Raw genomic sequence first — 20,314 nt, forward strand, 5'->3', positions numbered from 1 at the left:
GGCGCGATCAATTTCACCTCATGGCCGAAGGAACGCAGCAGTCGGGCCCAATGGTGGGAACCACCACACGCTTCCAGCGCAATACTGGTCGGTGCCGCCTTCTGGAAGAATTTCACCATTTCCTTGCGCGTCAGCTTCCGGCGCAGGATCGGTTGCTCGGCGGCGTTCACTCCATGCAACTGGAAAACGCTCTTTGACGTATCCATGCCAATTCGGATAATCTGCTCCACGGACGGTCTCCCTCGATTGAGATCTTAACGACTCACTCTGGCACATTGCGATGCCGTTGGGAGCCGTCCACCCCAACAGTGCTCGTCACAGGGATGAGAGCAGCGCCGCGTCCGCGCGCGGGAAGCGTTCTTTCAGCCCAAGGACTTGGTCTGGCTGGATTCCTGTGACAAGCACAGGAATGAGGCGATCAAACAAGCGGCGGCGGTGGCCCATTCTCAACAGGCGTTAAAGCACTTCCAGGAAAGCTTCCTACGGCGCCGCGCGGATCACAGAAGCGGAAGATGAACAATTCTTAATTATTTTCAGCCGTTTACGCCACCGAAACGGCCACATTCCGGTCCACTTTCATGACCGTTGGCACGGCGCGAGATCCCAGTCGGACGCGAACAAGGCGCAGTACCAACCAGTCGAAACGGTCCAGCTTTCTTCGCTGCGGGTGACATCACCCGTAAACGACCCGTGCTGGCCTGCAGGCTGCGCCTCAGAGAAGCAAAACGGCCGTGGCAGATCTACGGACCGATCGTCACCGGGGGCAGCCGCAAAACCAAAGGAGCATGACAATGAACAGCATTGCGAAAATCTCCGTCATCGCCACCCTCTCCGCCCTTACCTTCGCCGGCATCTCCCAGGCGGCGAGCGTCGAAATGAACTGGCCTGACCGGATCGACCAGACCGTGCGCACCTTCAAGGGCGACAATTTCCGCGTCGTCGATGTCGACACGTTGAGCCGTCTGAATCAGACCCGTATGCGGGTCGACGAGGCGACACCGGGGCAGCGCGCCGCATTGCGAGCCGCCGTCGAAGCCAACAGACCGCTGCTCGCTTCGCTCAGGGCACGCAATGTCGAACTCGACAACGTCGCCGCGGCGACGCAGGCGGCCGATGGCGGACTGACGATCTATCTGCGCTGATGTTTTCGGCCGGCTGCCCGACAAACTCGTCCGCCCCCATTTCGGGGGCGGACTTTTTTGACGGGCGATTTCTTTCGGCCGGACGTTATTCGTCCTTGGGAGCCGGGAATTCCGCCAATCGCGCCGCGTAGCGCGCCATCGTGTCCACCTCGAAATTGACGAGATCACCGGACTTGCGTTCGCCCCAGGTCGTCACTTCGAGCGAATGACGGATCAGCAATACGTCGAACTCGACGCCATCCACCTTGTTCACGGTGAGCGACGTTCCGTCGAGCGCCACCGAGCCCTTGGGGGCGACGAATTTCGCGAGATGTTCGGGTGCCCTGAGGCGGAAGCGCACCGCCTCCCCCTCCGCTTCGACCGCGAGGATCTCCGCCTTGCCGTCGACATGGCCGGACACGATGTGGCCGCCCAGTTCGTCGCCGATCTTCAGCGAGCGCTCGAGATTGATGCGCGTCCCCGCCCGCCAGTCGGCGATCGTCGTCAGCCTCAGCGCTTCCTCCCATGCCTCGACCTCGAACCAGCGCTCGTTGCTGCCCGCTTCCGGCAGTGACGTGACGGTCAGGCAGATGCCGGCATGCGCGATGGAGGCGCCCAGATCGATGGTCTGAGGGTCGTAATTGGTGGCGACACGAAGCTTGATGCCTTCCTTGAGGGGTGAAGCTTTCTCGACCGTGCCGATATCGGTGATGATGCCTGTGAACATTCAGCTTTCTCTCTCATAGTCCTCGAACAGATCGTCGCCGTATCGCGCCGCGCGGCGAAGCGTGAAGCCCTCCGGCACCGACGTCCTCTGAAATGGGGACGGAATGCCGCCTTCGCCAATCGCCGGCGGGCAGGTGAAGAGCAGGATTCGGTCCACCAGATCCGCATCGAGAAACGAACGCGCCGCCCGGGCCCCACCCTCCACGAGCAGGGAGGAAATGCCCCGGGACGCAAGGGCGGCCAGGAGGTCGGGGATGGTATCGGCGTTCAGCAGCTCGGCTCCTGCCGCTTCGAGGTAAGCTCGCCTGGCGTCGTAATCGACCTCTTTCTCCGCGAGCGCAGAGAGAGGCATCTGCGCGCTGCCTGGCTGCCCCTCATCCACCCTTCGGGCACCTTCTCCCCATATGCGGGGAGAAGGGAATCCTGCATCACCCGCAACCACAATCAGCGGAACGTCGCGCGCCGTGCGGACCAATTTCGAGTCGAGCGGCAGATCGAGCCGGCGGTCGAGCACGATACGGATCGGAGAGCGCTCCTCCAGTCCCGGGATCCGCACCGTGAGTTGCGGATCGTCGGCAACGGCCGTACCGATACCCACAAGAATCGCGTCCGTCTCGGCTCGCAATATCTGCACCTGGGCGCGAGCGACGGCACCGGAAATCCTCACCTGCCCCTCGCCTTTCCGGCCGATCATGCCATCGGCGGAAACCGCAAGTTTCAGAGTCACATGCGGACGTTTCTTCTGCTGACGCATGAGGTAAGCCTCGAGCACGCGCCCGCCCTCTTCATGGAGCGTGCCGATGTCGACGGCGATCCCCGCATCGCGAAGCATCACCACCCCGCGGCCGGCAACGCGTTCGTCGGGATCGAGGATGGAAACGACGACACGGGCGATCCCCGAAGCGATCAGCGCATCCGCGCAGGGCGGGGTCTTGCCATGATGCGAACAGGGTTCGAGAGTGACATAGGCGGTGGCTCCCCTCGCCTGTTCGCCCGCCTCAGCAAGCGCCTGTGTTTCCGCATGCGGCCGCCCGCCCGGGGCGGTCACGGCGCGGCCGACGATCGTGCCTTCGTTGACAATGATGCAGCCGACCGAGGGATTGGTGGAGGTCAGGCCGAGATTGCGTCTTGCAAGCCGCAGCGCCGCCGCCATGAAACGTTCGTCTTCACGTGTCGGCTCGCCCATACCCCGTGGTCTCCGGCCTATTCGCCCGGATCGCGGGCAATCTTGGCGCTTATCTCGGCAATCACCTTTTCGAAATCTTCCGCATGGGAGAAATCGCGATAGACAGACGCGTAGCGCACGAAGGCAACGTCGTCGAGGCTCTTCAACGCCTCGAGCACCTGAAGGCCGATTTCCTCCGAGGGAATTTCGGTTTCGCCCGAGCTTTCGAGCCGGCGGACGATGCCCGACACCGCCCGTTCGATCCGGTCGCGATCCACCGGGCGCTTGCGAAGCGCGATCTCGAAGGAGCGCAGCAGCTTATCCCGGTCGAAAGGAACCTTCCGGCCGGTCTTCTTGATAATCATCAGCTCACGCAGCTGCACCCGCTCGAAGGTCGTGAAGCGGCCGCCGCAATCCGGGCAGATGCGGCGGCGGCGAATGGCGTTCCCGTCCTCTGCCGGACGGGAATCCTTCACCTGACTGTCTTCGGAACCGCAATAGGGGCAGCGCATGCAGCCGTCCGATCACATATAGCCGTACATCGGGAAGCGGTCGGTGAGCTTGATCACCTTCTCGCGCACGCCAGCCTCGACTGCGGCATTGCCCTCGTCGGAATTGGCGACCTTGAGACCGTCGAGCACCTCGACGATCAGTTCGCCGATCTCCTTGAACTCCGCCTCCTTGAAGCCGCGCGTCGTACCGGCCGGTGCACCGAGGCGCACGCCGGAGGTGACGAAGGGCTTTTCGGGGTCGAAGGGAATGCCGTTCTTGTTGCAGGTGACGTAGGCACGGCCGAGAGCAGCTTCGGCACGCTTGCCGGTCGCGTTCTTCTTGCGCAGGTCGACCAGCATCAGGTGGTTGTCGGTACCGCCCGAGACGATGTCAAGGCCGTTGGCCTTCAAGGTTTCGGCAAGGGTGCGGGCGTTCTTGACGACCTGGGCCGCATAATCCTTGAAGGAGGGCTGCAGCGCCTCGCCAAGCGCGACTGCCTTGGCGGCAATCACATGCATCAGCGGACCACCCTGGAGACCGGGGAAGACGGCGGAATTGATCTTCTTGGCGATTTCCTCGTCATTGGTAAGGATCATGCCGCCGCGGGGTCCGCGCAGGGACTTGTGCGTGGTGGTCGTCGCAACGTGGCAATGCGGGAACGGCGACGGATGCTGGCCACCGGCCACGAGACCGGCAATGTGCGCCATGTCGACCATCAGCCACGCGCCCACCTCGTCGGCGATCTCGCGGAAGCGCTTCCAGTCCCAGATGCGGGAATAGGCCGTTCCGCCGGCGATGATCAGCTTCGGCTTTTGCTCGCGCGCCTTCTTGGCGACCTCGTCCATGTCGAGAAGGTGATCGTCTTGGCGCACGCCGTAGGAAACGACGTTGAACCATTTGCCCGACATGTTCACCGGGGACCCATGCGTCAGGTGGCCGCCGGAATTGAGGTCGAGGCCCATGAAGGTGTCGCCCGGCTGCAGCAGTGCCAGGAAGACCGCCTGGTTCATCTGCGAGCCCGAATTCGGCTGAACGTTGGCGAAGTTGACGCCGAAGAGCTTCTTGGCGCGTTCGATCGCGAGTTCCTCGGCGATATCGACATACTGGCAGCCGCCGTAATAGCGCTTGCCCGGGTAACCCTCGGCATATTTGTTGGTCATGATCGAGCCCTGCGCCTCGAGCACGGCCCGTGAAACGATGTTCTCGGAGGCGATCAGCTCGATCTCATGGCGCTGGCGACCCAGCTCCTTCTCGATCGCACCGAAGATCTCCGGATCGCTGTCGGCGAGAGAGCGGGTGAAGAAAGCGTCGTTGGTCTGTGAAAGCATCGGCTCGAGGCTCCTCTGAAGGGTGGCTGTTCTTTAGCTTCCTCGCACGCGGAGAGCAATATCCGCTATGCGGATTGCGTCATTTCCGCCATCCGCCGCGCCGGGTTCGCACAGCCGTCTCCAATTGAAAAAGCCGCGCGTTCGTGGAACGCGCGGCCTGTGATGAGGAATGTGGCTTCTCTGCTTATTGCGGCAGGGCGTCTGCGTCGATGGGACCGGCAGATTGCTCGATCCCCGTCGTCGTTTGCAGCGCGAGTTCGGCCGCACCGTCGCGCTGGTAGATATCGTCGCGGAACTGGACGACACGGTCTTTTGCCGACCAGGCGGTTATATAGGTGAAGTAGACCGGGACCTCTTCGGCAAGCTTGATCGGCGTGTTGACGCCGGACTTGATCGTCGCCTCGATCTGCTGACGCGCCCAGCCGGGCGTTTCCTTGAGCAGCCAGGTGGAGAGGTCGCGCACGTTCTGGACGCGCACGCAGCCGGACGATTCGAAGCGCATCAGCTTGTTGAACAGGCCCTGCTGCGGCGTGTCGTGCATGTAGACGGCGTGCTCGTTGTGGAAGTTGATCTTCGTCGAGGACATCGCGTTGATCTTGCCGGGGTCCTGGCGGAACATCAGGTTCGGCGCCTTCTCGGCCTGCCAGTCGATGGTTTCCGGCGACACTTCGTTGCCGTTGCCGTCGAGAAGGCGGATCGCGTTGCGCTCGAGATAGGTCGGATCCTTGCGCATCAGCGGCATGATATCCTTCTGGATGATCGAGCGCGGCGCCGTCCAGTAGGGGTTGAGGATGACCTCGTAGATCTTTGAATTGAGGATCGGCGACTGGCGGTCGATTTTGCCGACGATGGCCGTATGGCGCAACGCGACGCGGCCGTTCTCCACTGCTTCGATATAGGCCGCAGGGATGTTGACCATGACGTAGCGCCGTCCGAGGTCGCCGGACATCGACTGGAGCCGTACGAGGTTTGTTTCGAGCTGGGCGAGCCGGGTCGAGGCGTCGACGTTCATGGCCTTCAGGGAATATTCGCCGATCACGCCGTCGGCCGGAAGGCCGTGGCGCGCCTGGAAGCGCTTGACCGCGCCGTCGACGTAGGAGTCGAAGGAAGAGGAAATGCCGGCAGACTGCGGCAGATCGCCGGAGATCATCAGGCGCTGACGCAACTGCTGGACGGAAGGATCGGTAACGCCGATTTCGAGCCTTTGGGTGCTCGCAGGCGTGACCATCGGCCAGCCTCCGGCGGATGCGATCTGCTGATAATCGAAGATCGCCTGCTGCAAATGTGCGATCGTTTCAGGGCCGAAGACCGGCGTGTTGGAGAGGACCGCAGTAGCCGTGCGCGAAGCCTTCGCATCGAACTGGTCGTCCCAGGAGCCGCGGCGCGGCGAATTGATGATTTCGTTCAGCGCATCCTGGGCGCCGGCGGCGCCTGCCCATGCGGCGGCACCGAAGGTTGCGGCCGAGCGCAGAAATGCGCGGCGCGAGAAAGCATCAATTCCGTTCTTTTTCGACATAGTCCCACCGTCTCAATGCGCCAGAAGCGCGCTGCCCGAGCCCTAAAGCGCATTACGCGATGCGCTTTACGTCTTTGCATTCATGCAAGTCGCGTCCCAAAACCGATCTGCGCTTCTGGGCGACATGCATTAGCACGGCTATGGTTAACAAAGGTAAACCCGCGTGCCACCCGGCCCTCAAATCGCTTCACGTTCCCGCGAACAAGAGCCGCCCCGGCAGGCGAGCCGCGCAACCGACTTCCGTCACATGGACGCAATTGCGCATCTGCCGCACCCAAGCGTCGCTGTCACAGCAATATGGCCAATTCGTGTCTCCGCGCCCGTCGGCGGGGCGTGGCGCTGCAACTCCATGGCGTGAAATGCAGCAAAGGTCGGACACGCAGGGATTGCGCCCGACCCTTGAGACTGGAGGGGTATGCCCGATTAAAGGCGATAGAGGATTTGATCGTTCCAGAAGCGGTCGAGACGCTGCAGGAGCTTATTCATCTGGGTGAACTCGTCGCTGCCGATCCCGCCGACCTTCTGGATCGAACCGATGTGGCGCTCATAAAGCTTGGCGACGGTTTCGGCGATCTCCTGCCCGTCTTCCGTGAGGCTGATGCGAACCGAACGGCGGTCGACACGCGAGCGTTGGTGGTTGATCAGGCCGAGATCGACGAGTTTCTTGACGTTGTAGGAAACGTTCGAGCCCAGATAGTAACCGCGGGAGCGAAGTTCGCCGGCGGTCAGTTCGGAGTTGCCGATGTTGAACAGGAGCAGAGCCTGGACGGCATTGACGTCGCTGCGTCCCTGACGGTCGAACTCGTCCTTGATGACGTCGAGCAGGCGGCGATGCAGGCGCTCGACGAGGTGGAGGGATTCCATGTAGAGACCACGGATGGTTTCTTCCTGCGGGTCTCTGGGCGCAACAACCTGCGGCTTCATCTTGGTGTTCATTTTCGTGCCTCACTGTTTCGTTTGGCGGTGTCTCTTTGTCTTCCCGCCTTGAGTGAGACCCTATCGAATACGTATAAAATTCTACTTAAACCGCAGCCTTAACATGAACTTACCGCCGACCGAGCCTGTCTCAGGGTGAATCAACCCTTACCTTCCGTACCTGGCGCAGCCGCTGATAGAGCAGCGCGGCGCGGAAAAGCACGAAAGTGACGGCGACGGATCCGTGGAGCACGATCAGCAACGGACGGTGGCCGAGGATGCCGGGATAGAACTTGTCCATGACGATCTCCGTCGCGGCGGCAACCACCCAGACGACCGGCCCCCAGGAGACCAGAAGCCAGAGCCCAATGGCGGCGACCGGGTAGACGACTGCAAGTGCCGTGGCGGCCGCGCGCCACTCCGGCGACAGAAGATCGAAACGGCCCGCGCCGCTATGGGAAAAGCCGATCAGCATGGCCCAATAGCTCAATGCGAACCAGAAGCAGGACGCACCGACCAGGCGCAGGAACCAGGCGAAGAGCACCTCGGTGAGCGACGGTTTCGGCACGTGAACAGAATCATGAAGCATGGCCGGCAAGATAGGCCGGGCGTCAGCGAACCACCAGCGCGAAGGACGGGAATGCGCCGCGATGTACTCGACGGGCGGAAGAAATGCCGCAGGCCAATGGCTGGCGATGCGGGTTTTCAACCCCTGAAGGCGCGTGATAAACCGCCTTCACGCACGATCAGGAAAGAGGGACGCGGCGCGATGAACGACAGGACAAATCTTGTGGACAGGATCACCGGACACCGCCGCATGCGCCGCAACCGCAAGGCGGATTGGACACGCCGGCTGGTTCGGGAGAACCGACTGACGGTGGACGACCTGATCTGGCCGATCTTCGTCGTGCCCGGCAGCGGCATCGCCGAGCCGATCGCTGCGATGCCCGGCGTCAACCGCATGAGCGTCGACAAGGCGGTCGAAGCGGCGAAGGAGGCGGCCGGCCTCGGCATCCCGGCTATCGCCACCTTCCCCAATATCGAAATGGCGCTTCGCGACGAGACCGGGTCCGACAGCCTCAACGCCGACAATCTGATCAATCAGGCGACGCGGGCGATCAAAAACGCCGTACCCGACATCGGGATCATCACCGATGTCGCGCTCGATCCGTTTACCAGCCACGGGCACGACGGCATCCTGCGGGGCGGCGAGATCGTCAACGACGAGACGGTGGAGGCGATCGCCAGGGCGGCGGTCATTCAGGCCGACGCCGGCTCCGACATCATCGCGCCCTCCGACATGATGGACGGGCGGATCGGCGCGATCCGCGAGGCGCTCGACGCTGCCGGCCACCAGAATGTCGGGATCATGTCCTATGCGACGAAATTCGCCTCCGCCTTCTATGGCCCTTATCGAGAGGCGATCGGCACGGGCGGTCTGCTCAAGGGCGACAAGAAGACCTATTACATCGATCCGTCGAACGGCACGGAGGCGATCCGCGATGCGGCACTCGATGTGGAGGAAGGCGCGGACATGCTGATGGTGAAGCCCGGCCTGCCCTATCTCGATATCTGTTGGCGGATGAAGGAAGCCTTCGGCCTGCCCGTCTTCGCCTATCAGGTTTCCGGCGAATACGCGCAGATCAAGGCTGCCGCCGCCAATGGCTGGATCGACGGGGAGCGGGTGATGCTTGAGACGCTGCTCGCCTTCAAGCGTGCCGGTTGCGACGGTATCCTCAGCTACTTTGCCGTCGACGTGGCTCGCACTCTTGCGAAACGCTGACGCCGGCAGCAGACCGGCCAGTGCATTGTTTTACCGCATTCGCTCCCCATATCTTGGGTGGATAGCAATTTTGGGGCACGCGCATGAGCATGCATAATGAAGAACTGAGGCTTCCGAGCGAGGACTGGCGCGCCTACCAGGGCGTATTCTCACGCAGGATATTCGCCTTCATCATCGATTACCTGATCGTCGCGCTGCTGTGGATACCGGCGGCCGTCGTGGTCTTCTTCCTCGGCATACTGACGCTCGGCCTCGGCTTTCTCCTCTACCCGGTCCTCTTCGCTTTGGTGGCGATGCTCTATTTCGGACTGACCGTCGGCGGCCGCGAGCAGGCATCACCCGGTATGAGGATCATGGGCGTGGCGATCGCCCGGACGGATGGTCGGCCAATGGATTTCCTGACGGCAATCGTCCATCTGGCGATATTCTGGATCGCCAATGCGCTGTTGACGCCGCTCATCCTGCTGATCGGCCTCTTCACCGACCGTGGCCGGCTGTTGCACGACCTGCTGATCGGCACCGTGGCCGTTCGGCGCGACATGTACTGACGGGACCGTTACGCCGAACGAGTGTGTTGACGTTTTCCATTCTTCGGCCATGCTATTACGATGAGCAACCGCACGAAGAGTGATCCGCCCGCTCGATGAACACGCAGACCGCACCGTCTCCTCAGTTCTACCTGACCGCACCGGCAGCCTGTCCCTATCTGCCGAACCAGATGGAACGGAAGGTATTCACGCACATGGTGGGAGAGCGGGCGCCGGAGCTCAACGACCTGCTGACGCAGGGCGGCTTCCGCCGCTCGCAGAACATCGCTTACCGCCCCGCCTGCGAGACCTGCCGGGCGTGCATTTCCGTGCGCATACTCGCCAACGAATTCGCGCCGACGCGATCCATGCGGCGCGTACTTGCGGCCAATGGCGACATCGTCTCCGCGGAATATCCGGCCGAGCCATCGAGCGAGCAGTACAATCTCTTCCGGCGCTATCTCGACTGTCGCCATCAGAAAGGCGGCATGTCCGACATGTCGGTGCTCGACTACGCGATGATGGTCGAGGATACCCATGTGCACACGAAGATCATCGAGTACCGGTTGCGGGTCGAAGGCGACGGCATCAACGACAAGGCGCGAGGCCCCCTGATCGCCACGGCGCTCACAGACCGGATGAGCGACGGCCTCTCCATGGTCTATTCCTTCTTCGATCCGGCTCTCTCCGAGCGTTCCCTCGGCACCTATATGATTCTGGATCATATCCGCCGGGCGAAGGAACGCGGTCTGCCGCATGTCTATCTCGGCTATTGGGTCAAGGGATCGCGTAAAATGGGGTATAAGACAAAGTTTTTGCCGCAAGAGCACCTTATGGCCCGCGGCTGGGAGCGCTATTCTGGCGAGCACGATTCCACCAAACCCGCCACGGATTGAAAATTGACCCCATCCACTGACGCCGCCCGGCACCGGCGCGGCCTTGCCATCACCGGCCTCGGCGGCCTTGCGCTCTCCTTCGACATTCCGCTGATCCGGTCGGCAGATGGCGAGGTCTGGTCGATCCTTGCCGTGCGCAGCCTCTCGACCTTCCTCGCCGCGCTCGCCACATGGGTGGTGATCAACCGCCTGCTCGGCCGCCGTGTCGCCCTGATCCCGGGAAAGGCCGGCCTGATCGCCGGTCTCTTCTACGGCATCAACTCCTTCACTTTCCTGCTCGCCGTATTCAATACATCGACCGCGAACGTTGTTTTCATACTGGCGTTCACTTCGATGTTCGCGGCGATCCTCTCCTGGATATTTCTCGGGGAGCGCCCCTCCAACGCCACCTTCCTGACGATGGCGGTCATGCTCGTCGGCGTCGGTGTGATCGTCAGCGACGGACTCGAAAGCGGGCATCTCTTCGGCGACGCGATGGCGGCATCCTCGGCCTTCCTGCTCGCAAGCGCGATCACGATCAGCCGCGCCAGCGGCCGCGACATGTCGCTCGTGCCGCTGACGACGGCGGTCTTCCCGGCAATCGCCGGCTTCATGCTTTTGCCGTCAGGCGGCCTCGCGATCGCCGAACCCGCCTACATCCTCTTCAACGGACTGGTGATGATCCCGCTTGCCTTCTTCTGTCTGGCGACGGGGCCACGCTACCTTTCCGCGCCGGAAGTCGGCATGTTCTACCTGCTGGAGACCATTCTGGCGCCGATCTGGGTATGGATCGTCTTTGCGGAGACGCCGACGAACCGAACGCTCCTCGGCGGCACGATCCTCATTCTCGCTTTGCTCGGCCATTCGTTTTGGCAGATGCGGATCAAGGCGGCCAGGGCGCGCATCGCCTGCGTGGAAATTGCGGGATAGGATAGCGCCTCATCCGCCTGCCGGAGAAGGGGCGCTTCGCACCGAGCATGCGAAGCGACGACTTTACGTCGCCGTTCGGGCTCCTATCGCTGTTCGGGCGACCCTTCATCCCTGGAGGATTCCTGCATCTGCGACTGCATCGCCCAGAGCTCGCGATTGGTGTCGATCCACTCCGCGGCAATCTCGAGCGGCGCAGGATCGGCCTTGACGAGTTCTTTCCCGCCATTCCACCGCCGGGCAACCAACCCGGCTGTCTCCAGAACGGCAAGATGCCCCGAAAGGACGTCCTCCCCGATGCCGATGGCCGCAGCGATACTCGCCGCAGGCGTCTCGCCGGCAAACAGGACTTCGAATATGCGGCGGCGCATCGGATCGGCCAGCGCCAGCAATGTATCGTCAAGAGCCGAGGTCATCGCGTTCATCTCGCCGCCGCATGGTTGCTCGAATCGGAGCCGATCTAGGGGACATGCAGGAGATCAAGGAATTGCAGCGACATTCGGGATAGCGAGGACACCGGCCCGGGGCTATCCACCAACATTGATCCACGAACGCTCCGCCCTTGCAAGCCCGGTGGTACCGATCTAGCCGCTGAATTTGCCGCTCCGTGGGAAGCCCTTCGGGACGACCCTCCCGGCACCGGCGCGATCACCCATCCACTCGATCAATTCGTCCCTGGTCTTGGTGAAGACACGGCCGGCGCTGTCTTCCCAGCTAAGCCCTTCGGCGATTGCGAAAGAACGGATATCGGAAACGCCGCCATCCTTGTAGCGCTGGAGACGCACGCCCTTGCCGCGTGCCATCTCGGGAACCTGGACCAGCGGGAAGACGAGCATCTTGCGGTTCTCGCCGACGACGGCGAGATGATCACCCTTGACCGGAACGACGAGCTTGGCCTCGTCGGGCATGGTGACGTTCATCACCTGCTTGCCCTTGCGCGTGTTGGCCACGATATCGCTCTCGGTGACGACGAAGCCATTGCCGGCCGTGGAAGAGACGATGAGCTTGCGTGCCGGATCGTGCACGAAGGCCGTCAGCACGTCCTGGTCGTTCTCCATATCGACCATGATGCGCAAGGGTTCTCCGTGGCCCCGCCCGCCGGGCAGCTTGTCGCCGCCAAGCGTGTAGGCCTTCCCGCCCGTCGTGAAGATGAGGATCTTGTCCGTCGTCTGCGCGGGGAACGAAACCTTCAGGCCATCGCCATCCTTGAACTGGAGCGAAGACGTATCGGCGATGTGCCCCTTCAAGGCCCGGATCCAGCCTTTCTCCGAGATGACGACGGTGATCGGCTCCTTTTCGATCATCGCCTGCTGAATGGCTTCGACATCCGCGTCAGGCGCGTCGGCGAAGGTGCTGCGGCGCTTGCCGAGTTCGGTCGCCTTGGCGAATTTCTTCTTGACCTCGCCGATCTCCCAGGCGACCGCCTGCCACTGCTTGTCACCAGAGGCGAGCAACGCCTCGATTTCCGCCTTCTCTTTCGACAGCGCGTCGAACTCGGTGCGGATCTCGAATTCTTCGAGCTTGCGCAACGAGCGCAGCCGCATGTTGAGGATCGCTTCGGCCTGGACATCGGTGAGCCCGAAGCGCTCGATCATCACGGCCTTCGGCTCATCCTCCTCGCGGATGATGCGGATGACCTCGTCGATGTTGAGATAAGCGATGAGATAGCCGCCGAGAATCTCGAGCCGGCGATCGATTGCGGCGAGCCGGTGGCGCGAGCGCCGCTGCAGGACCTCCCGGCGGTGCGCCAGCCATTCGCTGAGCACCTCGTTGAGCGCCATGACGCGCGGTACGCGGCCCATCGACAGCACATTCATGTTCAGCGGAATGCGGCTCTCGAGTTCGGTAAGTTTGAAGAGCGATTCCATCAGGATATTGGCATCGACCGAGCGGCTCTTCGGCACCAGTACGACGCGGACGTCCTCTGCCGATTCGTCTCTGATGTCCTCGAGAAGCGGCAGTTTGCGTGCGATGAGCAGTTCGGCGATCTTTTCGATCAGGCGGGACTTCTGGACCTGATAGGGAATTTCGGTGACGACGATCTGGAAGCCGCCGCGCCCAAGATCCTCTACCGCCCAGCGTGCCCGGACCCGAAAACCGCCGCGGCCGGTCCGATAGGACTCGGCCATGCTGGCGCGGCTCTCGACGATCACGCCCCCGGTCGGGAAATCCGGCCCTTCGATGCCGCCGCGCTGCGGATTGGCCGGATCGAACAGCAGATCCTCCACCGTCGCATCCGGATGCTTGATGAGATGGAGCGCCGCGTCGCAGAGCTCATGCGCATTGTGCGGCGGGATGGAGGTCGCCATGCCGACGGCGATACCGGACGCGCCGTTGGCGAGCAGATTCGGGAAGGCACCGGGAAGCACGGTCGGCTCCTGGTCCTCCTCGTTGTAGGTCGGGCGGAAATCGACCGCGTCCTGGTCGATTCCCTCCAGAAGGAGGGCTGCGACCTCGGTCATTTTCGCTTCGGTGTAACGGTAGGCGGCAGCGTTATCGCCGTCGATATTGCCGAAGTTGCCCTGGCCGTCGACGACCGGATAGCGCTGGGAGAAGTCCTGCGCGAGGCGCACCAGCGCATCGTAGACCGACTGGTCGCCATGCGGGTGGAACTTACCGATGACGTCGCCGACGATGCGGGCGCATTTCTTGAACGAGGAATTGGGCCGCAGGCCCATCTCGCTCATGGCATGAATGATCCGGCGATGGACCGGCTTCAGGCCGTCGCGAACGTCCGGCAGCGCGCGGTGCATGATGGTCGACAGCGCATAGGCCAGATAACGCTCTTCCAGCGCCGCCTTCAGGTCAACCGGCTGAATGTTGTCGTCCCCGCCAGACGGCGGCAAAAGGCTTTGTCCCATATGTCCTTGCTACCTCAACAGGCGCGGGACGGCAAGAATTCCGGGCTATGCCACTGTGGAGAACGTCACCGGCGGGTGATCCCTGGCCTGCCCCCGCACGAGTTTGCACTTGGCGGCAGAACGGCGCTTGCGTATCGTCCCGGCATGATCGACGCAATCAGAACAATTTCACAAGGAACTCCAATGATACATACGCGCAAAGTCCGCCTGATGCTGGCCAGCGCCGCCCTCCTTACCCTCGCCGGGCCGGCCATGGCCCTAGACGGCGCGGACATGATGCAAAAGCTCAATGCGGCGACGTCGCCCAACGGCACTTCGGTGACCTACGACAAGGCGGAGGCCGACGGCGACGTGGTGACGGTCACCGGCATGAAGCTGCAGGTGGTGGCAAAGCCCGGCACGTCCATCGACATAGGCGAGGTGACGTTCGAAGGCGTCGAGGAAAAGGACGGCGGCTACTATGCCGAAACCGTCTCCTTCCCGGATATCGCCGTCAGTGACAAGGATTCAAGCTTCTCGGTCAAGGACATCTCTATCGGCGGCCTGTCCATTCCGGGCAACGCGGCCGGTACCACGATCGATGACATCCTGCTTTACGAAACAGCCGGCACCGGCCCTATGACCGTAAACGTCAAAGGCAAGAACGTCTTCACCGCCGAAAGCACGGAAACAAATCTGACGCGGCAGGAAAACGATGCGGGCTTCGACTTCGACGCGACGCTTGCCGGAATCAAGGCGGATCTGTCGCAAATCGAGGATGCCAAGACCAAGGAAGCGGTCGAGAAGCTTGGGCTGACGACGCTCGATGGCGGAGTCACGATGAAGGGCAGTTGGGAATTGGAAACCGGCAACCTTGCCCTCGACGAATACGCGCTGGACTTCAAGAATGTCGGCCGGCTGAATATCGCCATGGACTTGTCCGGCTATACGCTGCAATTCATGAAGTCGTTGCAGGAGGCAGCCCAAGCGGCTGAGGCCAACCCGAACAAGAAGGAAGCCGATCAGGCGATGGCACTGGCGATGCTCGGCCTGATGCAGCAGCTTACCTTCAATAGCGCCTCGATCCGCTTCGACGATGCATCAATCACGAAAAAGGCGCTCGACTACGCCGGCAGCCAGCAGGGCGTCACCGGCGAACAGCTGGCGCAATCGCTGAAGGGGCTCGTGCCGATCATGATGGCGCAGCTCAATATCCCGGAGCTGCAGAACCAGGTCTCCAGCGCCGTCAGCGCCTTTCTCGACAATCCGAAGAGCCTGACGATCAGCGCTGAGCCGGAAAAGCCCGTGCCGTTCCCGATGATCATGGGGGCTGCAATGGGGGCTCCCAACACCGTCCCGTCCGTGCTCGGCGTCAAGGTGACGGCGAACGACTGATGGCGCTTATGGCGTGGCCACATGCTGACCCCCGGCGGCCTTGTCGCCGGGGTTTTTTTCATCCGCCCGATCGATGATATGATGCATGCTTGATGCTCGCACGCGATCGCCTATCTATTTTTCGCGTGCCGACAGTTTGCGCATTCCCGACCGACCAAGCGGAAGGAGGACGCCATGGGACTGAAGCATTCGGATATCACCGCCATCCTCGGCCCTGTCGACGAAACGCTGATGGCTGAACTTCTCGCGACGGGCGCGACCGCGAGTGAACTTGCCGAAGCAATAGCATGGGTCAACAACGACGAGGCGCTGATCGGCGAAGGCCGCCACCTTCCGGCCGGCCGCGTTGCGGCGCTGATCGATATCCTGACGCCCGCCGACGACGAGGAGTGAATGCAATCGGCAGCGGCGGGAAGCACGGCATGCCCTGCTCCCCGCCGACACGCGGCGCTCCAGGAGGAGCGTGCCGGCGGGACGCGAAAGAAGCACGAAGACATTCGGGAATTCCGTGTGGAGGGAGGCATAAATGGCTGCCAAGGAAGTCAAATTCACCAGCGATGCCCGCGATCGGATGCTGCGCGGGGTCGACATCATGGCCAACGCGGTGCGCGTGACTCTGGGACCGAAGGGACGGAACGTCGTCATCGACAGGTCCTTCGGTGCACCGCGGATCACCAAGGACGGGGTTTCGGTCGCCAAGGAAATCGAGCTCGAGGACAAGTTCGAGAACATGGGCGCGCAGATGCTGCGCGAAGTGGCGTCGCGCACCAGCGACATCGCCGGTGACGGCACCACCACGGCCACCGTACTCGCGCAGGCTATCGTCAGGGAGGGCGCCAAGGCCGTCGCATCGGGAATGAACCCGATGGATCTGAAGCGCGGCATCGATCTTGCCGTCGAGGCGATCGTCAAGGAACTCAGGAACAATGCCCGGAAGGTCTCCAAAAATGCCGAAATCGCCCAGGTGGCGACGATTTCGGCCAATGGCGATGCCGAGATCGGCCGCTACCTGGCCGAAGCCATGGAAAAGGTCGGCAATGAGGGCGTGATCACCGTCGAGGAGGCCAAGACCGCCGAGATCGAACTCGAAGTCGTCGAGGGAATGGAATTCGATCGGGGATATCTGTCCCCCTATTTCATCACCAATCAGGAAAAGATGAGGGTGGAGCTGGAAGACGCCTATATCCTGCTTCACGAGAAGAAGCTCTCCAACCTGCAGGCGATGATCCCGATCCTCGAATCCGTCGTCCAATCCGGCAAGCCGCTCCTGATCATTGCCGAAGATGTCGAGGGAGAGGCGCTCGCCACCCTGGTCGTCAACAAGCTTCGCGGCGGCCTGAAGATCGCTGCGGTCAAGGCCCCGGGCTTCGGCGACCGTCGCAAGTCCATGCTGGAAGATATCGCGATCCTGACCGGCGGCACCGTGATTTCCGAGGAACTCGGGATCAAGCTCGAAAACGCCACGATGGATACCCTCGGCCGTGCGAAACGCATCATGGTGGAGAAGGAGACGACGACAATCGTCGACGGCGCCGGATCGAAGGAGGACATCGGCGGCCGCGTCGCACAGATCAAGGCGCAGATCGAGGACACGACTTCGGACTATGATCGGGAGAAGCTGCAGGAGCGGCTTGCCAAGCTCGCGGGCGGCGTCGCCGTCATCCGCGTCGGCGGCTCGACCGAAGTGGAGGTCAAGGAGAAGAAGGACCGGGTCGACGATGCGCTGCATGCAACGCGCGCGGCGGTCGAGGAAGGCATTCTGCCCGGGGGCGGCGTGGCGCTGTTGCGGGTCGTGAGTGTGCTCAACGGTCTTGCGACCGCCAATGACGACCAGCGCGTGGGCATCGAGATCGTCCGCCGCGCGATCGAGGCACCCGTGCGTCAGATCGCCGAGAACGCCGGCGCCGAGGGATCGATTATCGTCGGGAAGCTGCGCGAGAAACAGGATTTCGCCTTTGGCTGGAACGCACAGACCGGAGAATTCGGCGATCTCTTCCAAATGGGCGTGATCGATCCGGCGAAGGTCGTGCGCGCCGCGCTTCAGGACGCTGCCTCCATCGCCGGTCTCCTCGTGACGACGGAAGCGATGATCGCCGAGAAACCGCAGAAGGACGGGCAGCCGCAGATGCCGCCTGGCGGCGGAATGGACTTCTGAGAAGCGTCCGCGGGCGGCGCAGGCGGGGAGCGCCAGCAACGTATGCCGGAGGCGGAGCGCCCCGCGAGACGCCTTCGCCTACTTGCGAGGCCGACGAGGGGCGAAGTTCCGTTCGATGCGCGCGTTCACGCCGGGTCTGTATCGATGCCCGCCTCGGCCAGATCCTTGAAGCCGCCGATGTTGTAGACGGCCGAGTATCCCATGTCCTGCAGGGTCTTGCCCGCAAGAGCGGAACGGCCGCCGGAGGCACAATGCAGAAGGATGGTCTTGTCCTTCTGAAAGACCGGATTGTGGTACTGGCTTTCCGGGTCTGCCCGAAACTCCAGCATCCCCCGCGAGACGTTTACCGCCCCCTTGATCCTGCCGGTTTGCTGGACTTCTGTCGGATCACGGACGTCCACGATCAACACATCATCGGCGCGCATCTTCTCGGCCGCCTCGGCGGGAGACAATTTCGGGACTGCACCGTTTGCTTCCGCGAGCAGATCCTTGACGGTCTTGATCATTGTTCCCCTCCAACCGATGGTTTGCACGGAAAGGAAACGCCTCGAAACATCCGCTGTCAAGGCGAGCGTCACGGAGCGCGTTCGGGGACACACTCCTCCCGCGCTTCGCAACAGGAACCGGATCAAAAAAACCCGGCGAGATCATCGCCGGGTTCGTTCGGTGTCGAAGAAGATCAATCCTTCTTCTGCGGGATCGGTCGGATCGAGAGTTCCCTGAGTTGCGCAGGCGTCGCCTGAGAAGGCGCGCCCATCAGCAGATCCTGGGCCTGCTGGTTCATGGGGAACAGCGAAATCTCGCGCAGGTTCTTGGCGCCGACGAGCAGCATGACGATGCGGTCGATGCCGAAGGCCATGCCGCCATGCGGCGGGGCACCGTACTGGAACGCACGGTAGAGACCGCCGAACCGCTCTTCGACGTCGGCCTGACTCAGCCCTACATTCTCGAAAGCCTTGACCATCAGTTCCGGCGACTGGTTACGGATCGAGCCCGAGGCGATCTCGAAGCCGTTGCAGACCATGTCGTATTGGAACGCCTTGATCGACAGGAGATCGTCGCTCGAAAGCGCGGTCAGACCGCCCTGCGGCATCGAGAAGGGGTTGTGGGCGAAGTCGACACGCTTTTCCTCCTCGTTCCATTCATAGAACGGGAAGTCCACGATCCAGCACAGCTCGTAGCGATCGCGGTCGACGAGGTTCAGTTCCTCGCCGGCCCTGGTGCGAGCCTCGCCGGCGAATTTGTAGAACTTCGCCGGCTCGCCAGCCACGAAGAAGCAGGCGTCGCCATCTTCGAGGCCGAGCTGCGTGCGGATCGCGTCGGTTCGTTCCTCGCCGATATTCTTGGCCAGCGGACCGGCGCCTTCGAGCTTCTCGCCCTCCTTGCGCCAGAAAATGTAGCCGAGACCCGGCTGACCCTGGCTCTGGGCCCAGGCGTTCATACGATCGCAGAATGCGCGGGAGCCGCCGGTCTTGGCGGGAATGGCCCAGATCTCCACCTTCGGATTGGAGGCGATCATGTTGGCGAAGACCTTGAAGCCGGATCCGGCGAAATGCTGCGTGACTTCCTGCATCTCGATGGGGTTGCGCAGATCCGGCTTGTCGGAACCGTATTTGCGGATCGCCGTGTCGTAGGGAATGCGCGGGAACTTGTCGGTCACCGGCTTGCCGTCGGCGAAGTCCGAGAAGATCGCCCGGATCATCGGCTCCATGGCGTCCCAGACGTCTTCCTGCTCGACGAAGCTCATTTCGAGGTCGAGCTGGTAGAACTCGCCGGGCAGCCGGTCGGCGCGCGGATCCTCGTCGCGGAAACAGGGCGCGATCTGAAAGTAGCGGTCGAAGCCGGCGACCATCAGAAGCTGCTTGTACTGCTGCGGCGCCTGCGGCAACGCATAGAAGTTGCCAGGGTGGATGCGGCTCGGCACCAGGAAGTCACGCGCACCTTCCGGCGAAGAGGCCGTCAGGATCGGCGTCGTATATTCGGTGAAGCCGATGTCGCCCATCCGCCGGCGCATGGCGGCGATGATCTCGGTGCGCCTGACGATGTTCTTGTGCAGCGTCTCGCGGCGGAGATCCAGGAAGCGGTATTTCAGGCGCACGTCTTCCGGATAGTCCGGCTCGCCGAACACCGGCAGCGGCAGTTCCTTGGCGGCCGAGAGAACCTCGATCTCGCGGGCATAGAGTTCGACCTCGCCGGTGGGCATGTTCTTGTTGACCGTATCGTCGGTGCGCGCCTTGACGGCACCGTCGACGCGAATGACCCATTCGCCGCGCACGGTCTCGGCGGTCTTGAAGGCCGGCGAATCCGGATCGGCGACGACCTGGGTCATGCCATAATGGTCGCGCAGGTCGATGAAGAGCACACCGCCGTGATCGCGGACGCGGTGAACCCAGCCGGAAAGGCGAACGGTGGAGCCGACATCCGACTTGCGGAGGGCGGCACAGGTGTGGCTGCGGTAACGGTGCATCGTATAGTCCCGGAATTGCTTAAAGGCCGCGCAGCTCGCAGAACGGCGCAGGGCGGCAGGTCAAAGTCGGGCGGAAAAGCGC

The 20,314-nt window shown here is 62.4% G+C and carries 19 protein-coding genes and 1 pseudogene; 8 read left to right on the forward strand and 12 right to left on the reverse strand.

Translation table 11 applies throughout. The features are described from left to right. Positions 1-230 (reverse strand): annotated as a pseudogene (locus tag ACTJKL_RS21085) (IS110 family transposase); the annotation flags it as partial. Between the two features lie 561 nt (positions 231-791). Here ACTJKL_RS21085 and ACTJKL_RS21090 point away from each other — a divergent pair. Then, positions 792-1,142, forward strand: a complete 351-nt coding sequence (locus ACTJKL_RS21090) for a hypothetical protein (RefSeq protein WP_440853713.1) — start codon at positions 792-794, stop codon at positions 1,140-1,142. Between the two features lie 85 nt (positions 1,143-1,227). On the opposite strand, the gene ACTJKL_RS21095 is transcribed toward ACTJKL_RS21090, so the two are convergent. The 7 genes from ACTJKL_RS21095 to ACTJKL_RS21125 all read right to left on the reverse strand — a co-directional run bounded on the left by ACTJKL_RS21095 (position 1,228) and on the right by ACTJKL_RS21125 (position 7,852). Continuing rightward, positions 1,228-1,848 (reverse strand): riboflavin synthase, encoded by a 621-nt coding sequence (locus ACTJKL_RS21095; RefSeq protein ID WP_440853714.1) that lies wholly within the window; start codon positions 1,846-1,848, stop codon positions 1,228-1,230. Next, on the reverse strand, positions 1,849-3,033 hold the full coding sequence (gene ribD, locus ACTJKL_RS21100) for a bifunctional diaminohydroxyphosphoribosylaminopyrimidine deaminase/5-amino-6-(5-phosphoribosylamino)uracil reductase RibD (protein WP_440853715.1): 1,185 nt from the start codon (positions 3,031-3,033) through the stop codon (positions 1,849-1,851). 17 nt (positions 3,034-3,050) lie between these two features. Beyond that, positions 3,051-3,524 (reverse strand): transcriptional regulator NrdR, encoded by a 474-nt coding sequence (gene nrdR, locus ACTJKL_RS21105; protein ID WP_003529310.1) that lies wholly within the window; start codon positions 3,522-3,524, stop codon positions 3,051-3,053. A 12-nt stretch (positions 3,525-3,536) separates the two neighbouring features. Continuing rightward, the gene (gene glyA / locus ACTJKL_RS21110) at positions 3,537-4,832 is read right to left on the reverse strand and encodes a serine hydroxymethyltransferase (RefSeq protein WP_018094723.1); all 1,296 of its coding nucleotides are present in this window, start codon (positions 4,830-4,832) and stop codon (positions 3,537-3,539) included. 184 nt (positions 4,833-5,016) lie between these two features. Beyond that, positions 5,017-6,348, reverse strand: a complete 1,332-nt coding sequence (locus ACTJKL_RS21115) for a L,D-transpeptidase family protein (RefSeq protein ID WP_100672155.1) — start codon at positions 6,346-6,348, stop codon at positions 5,017-5,019. A gap of 423 nt (positions 6,349-6,771) precedes the next feature. After that, complete coding sequence (gene ldtR, locus ACTJKL_RS21120) at positions 6,772-7,284, reverse strand: transcriptional regulator LdtR (RefSeq protein ID WP_018094721.1); 513 nt, start codon at positions 7,282-7,284, stop codon at positions 6,772-6,774. Positions 7,285-7,414: 130 nt separating this feature from the next. Next, on the reverse strand, positions 7,415-7,852 hold the full coding sequence (locus ACTJKL_RS21125; protein ID WP_100672273.1) for a DUF6163 family protein: 438 nt from the start codon (positions 7,850-7,852) through the stop codon (positions 7,415-7,417). 180 nt (positions 7,853-8,032) lie between these two features. Here ACTJKL_RS21125 and hemB point away from each other — a divergent pair, with 180 nt between their 5' ends. The 4 genes from hemB (at position 8,033) to ACTJKL_RS21145 (ending at position 11,378) form a co-directional block, all read left to right on the forward strand. Then, complete coding sequence (hemB, locus tag ACTJKL_RS21130) at positions 8,033-9,046, forward strand: porphobilinogen synthase (RefSeq protein WP_440853716.1); 1,014 nt, start codon at positions 8,033-8,035, stop codon at positions 9,044-9,046. Between the two features lie 83 nt (positions 9,047-9,129). After that, on the forward strand, positions 9,130-9,594 hold the full coding sequence (locus ACTJKL_RS21135) for an RDD family protein (RefSeq protein WP_440853717.1): 465 nt from the start codon (positions 9,130-9,132) through the stop codon (positions 9,592-9,594). Positions 9,595-9,689: 95 nt separating this feature from the next. Then, a complete protein-coding gene (locus tag ACTJKL_RS21140) occupies positions 9,690-10,469 on the forward strand; it encodes an arginyltransferase (RefSeq protein ID WP_100672152.1) in 780 nt (259 codons plus the stop codon). A 3-nt stretch (positions 10,470-10,472) separates the two neighbouring features. Next, complete coding sequence (locus ACTJKL_RS21145) at positions 10,473-11,378, forward strand: DMT family transporter (RefSeq protein WP_324763201.1); 906 nt, start codon at positions 10,473-10,475, stop codon at positions 11,376-11,378. An 83-nt stretch (positions 11,379-11,461) separates the two neighbouring features. Here the strand turns inward: ACTJKL_RS21145 and ACTJKL_RS21150 are convergent, their stop codons facing one another. Both ACTJKL_RS21150 and parC read right to left on the reverse strand, forming a co-directional pair. After that, positions 11,462-11,800, reverse strand: a complete 339-nt coding sequence (locus tag ACTJKL_RS21150; protein WP_100672150.1) for an ArsR/SmtB family transcription factor — start codon at positions 11,798-11,800, stop codon at positions 11,462-11,464. Positions 11,801-11,959: 159 nt separating this feature from the next. Beyond that, positions 11,960-14,236: a DNA topoisomerase IV subunit A gene (gene parC, locus ACTJKL_RS21155; RefSeq protein WP_100672149.1), complete on the reverse strand. Its 2,277-nt coding sequence runs from the start codon at positions 14,234-14,236 to the stop codon at positions 11,960-11,962. A gap of 183 nt (positions 14,237-14,419) precedes the next feature. On the opposite strand from parC, the gene ACTJKL_RS21160 reads away from it, so the two are divergent. The 3 genes from ACTJKL_RS21160 to groL all read left to right on the forward strand — a co-directional run bounded on the left by ACTJKL_RS21160 (position 14,420) and on the right by groL (position 17,765). After that, entirely contained in the window at positions 14,420-15,610 is a 1,191-nt protein-coding gene (locus ACTJKL_RS21160; protein WP_100672148.1) for an aq_1923 C-terminal domain, read from the forward strand. Between the two features lie 174 nt (positions 15,611-15,784). Continuing rightward, entirely contained in the window at positions 15,785-16,003 is a 219-nt protein-coding gene (locus ACTJKL_RS21165; RefSeq protein ID WP_100672147.1) for a hypothetical protein, read from the forward strand. Between the two features lie 133 nt (positions 16,004-16,136). After that, positions 16,137-17,765 (forward strand): chaperonin GroEL, encoded by a 1,629-nt coding sequence (gene groL, locus ACTJKL_RS21170; protein WP_440853718.1) that lies wholly within the window; start codon positions 16,137-16,139, stop codon positions 17,763-17,765. A gap of 125 nt (positions 17,766-17,890) precedes the next feature. Here the strand turns inward: groL and ACTJKL_RS21175 are convergent, their stop codons facing one another. Then, entirely contained in the window at positions 17,891-18,271 is a 381-nt protein-coding gene (locus ACTJKL_RS21175; protein ID WP_440853719.1) for a rhodanese-like domain-containing protein, read from the reverse strand. 173 nt (positions 18,272-18,444) lie between these two features. Next, positions 18,445-20,232 (reverse strand): aspartate--tRNA ligase, encoded by a 1,788-nt coding sequence (gene aspS, locus ACTJKL_RS21180; RefSeq protein WP_440853720.1) that lies wholly within the window; start codon positions 20,230-20,232, stop codon positions 18,445-18,447. Positions 20,233-20,314 lie beyond the last annotated feature (82 nt).

The sequence above is a fragment of the Sinorhizobium sp. 22678 genome, from assembly GCF_052044265.1.
GTDB lineage: Bacteria > Pseudomonadota > Alphaproteobacteria > Rhizobiales > Rhizobiaceae > Sinorhizobium > Sinorhizobium meliloti_A.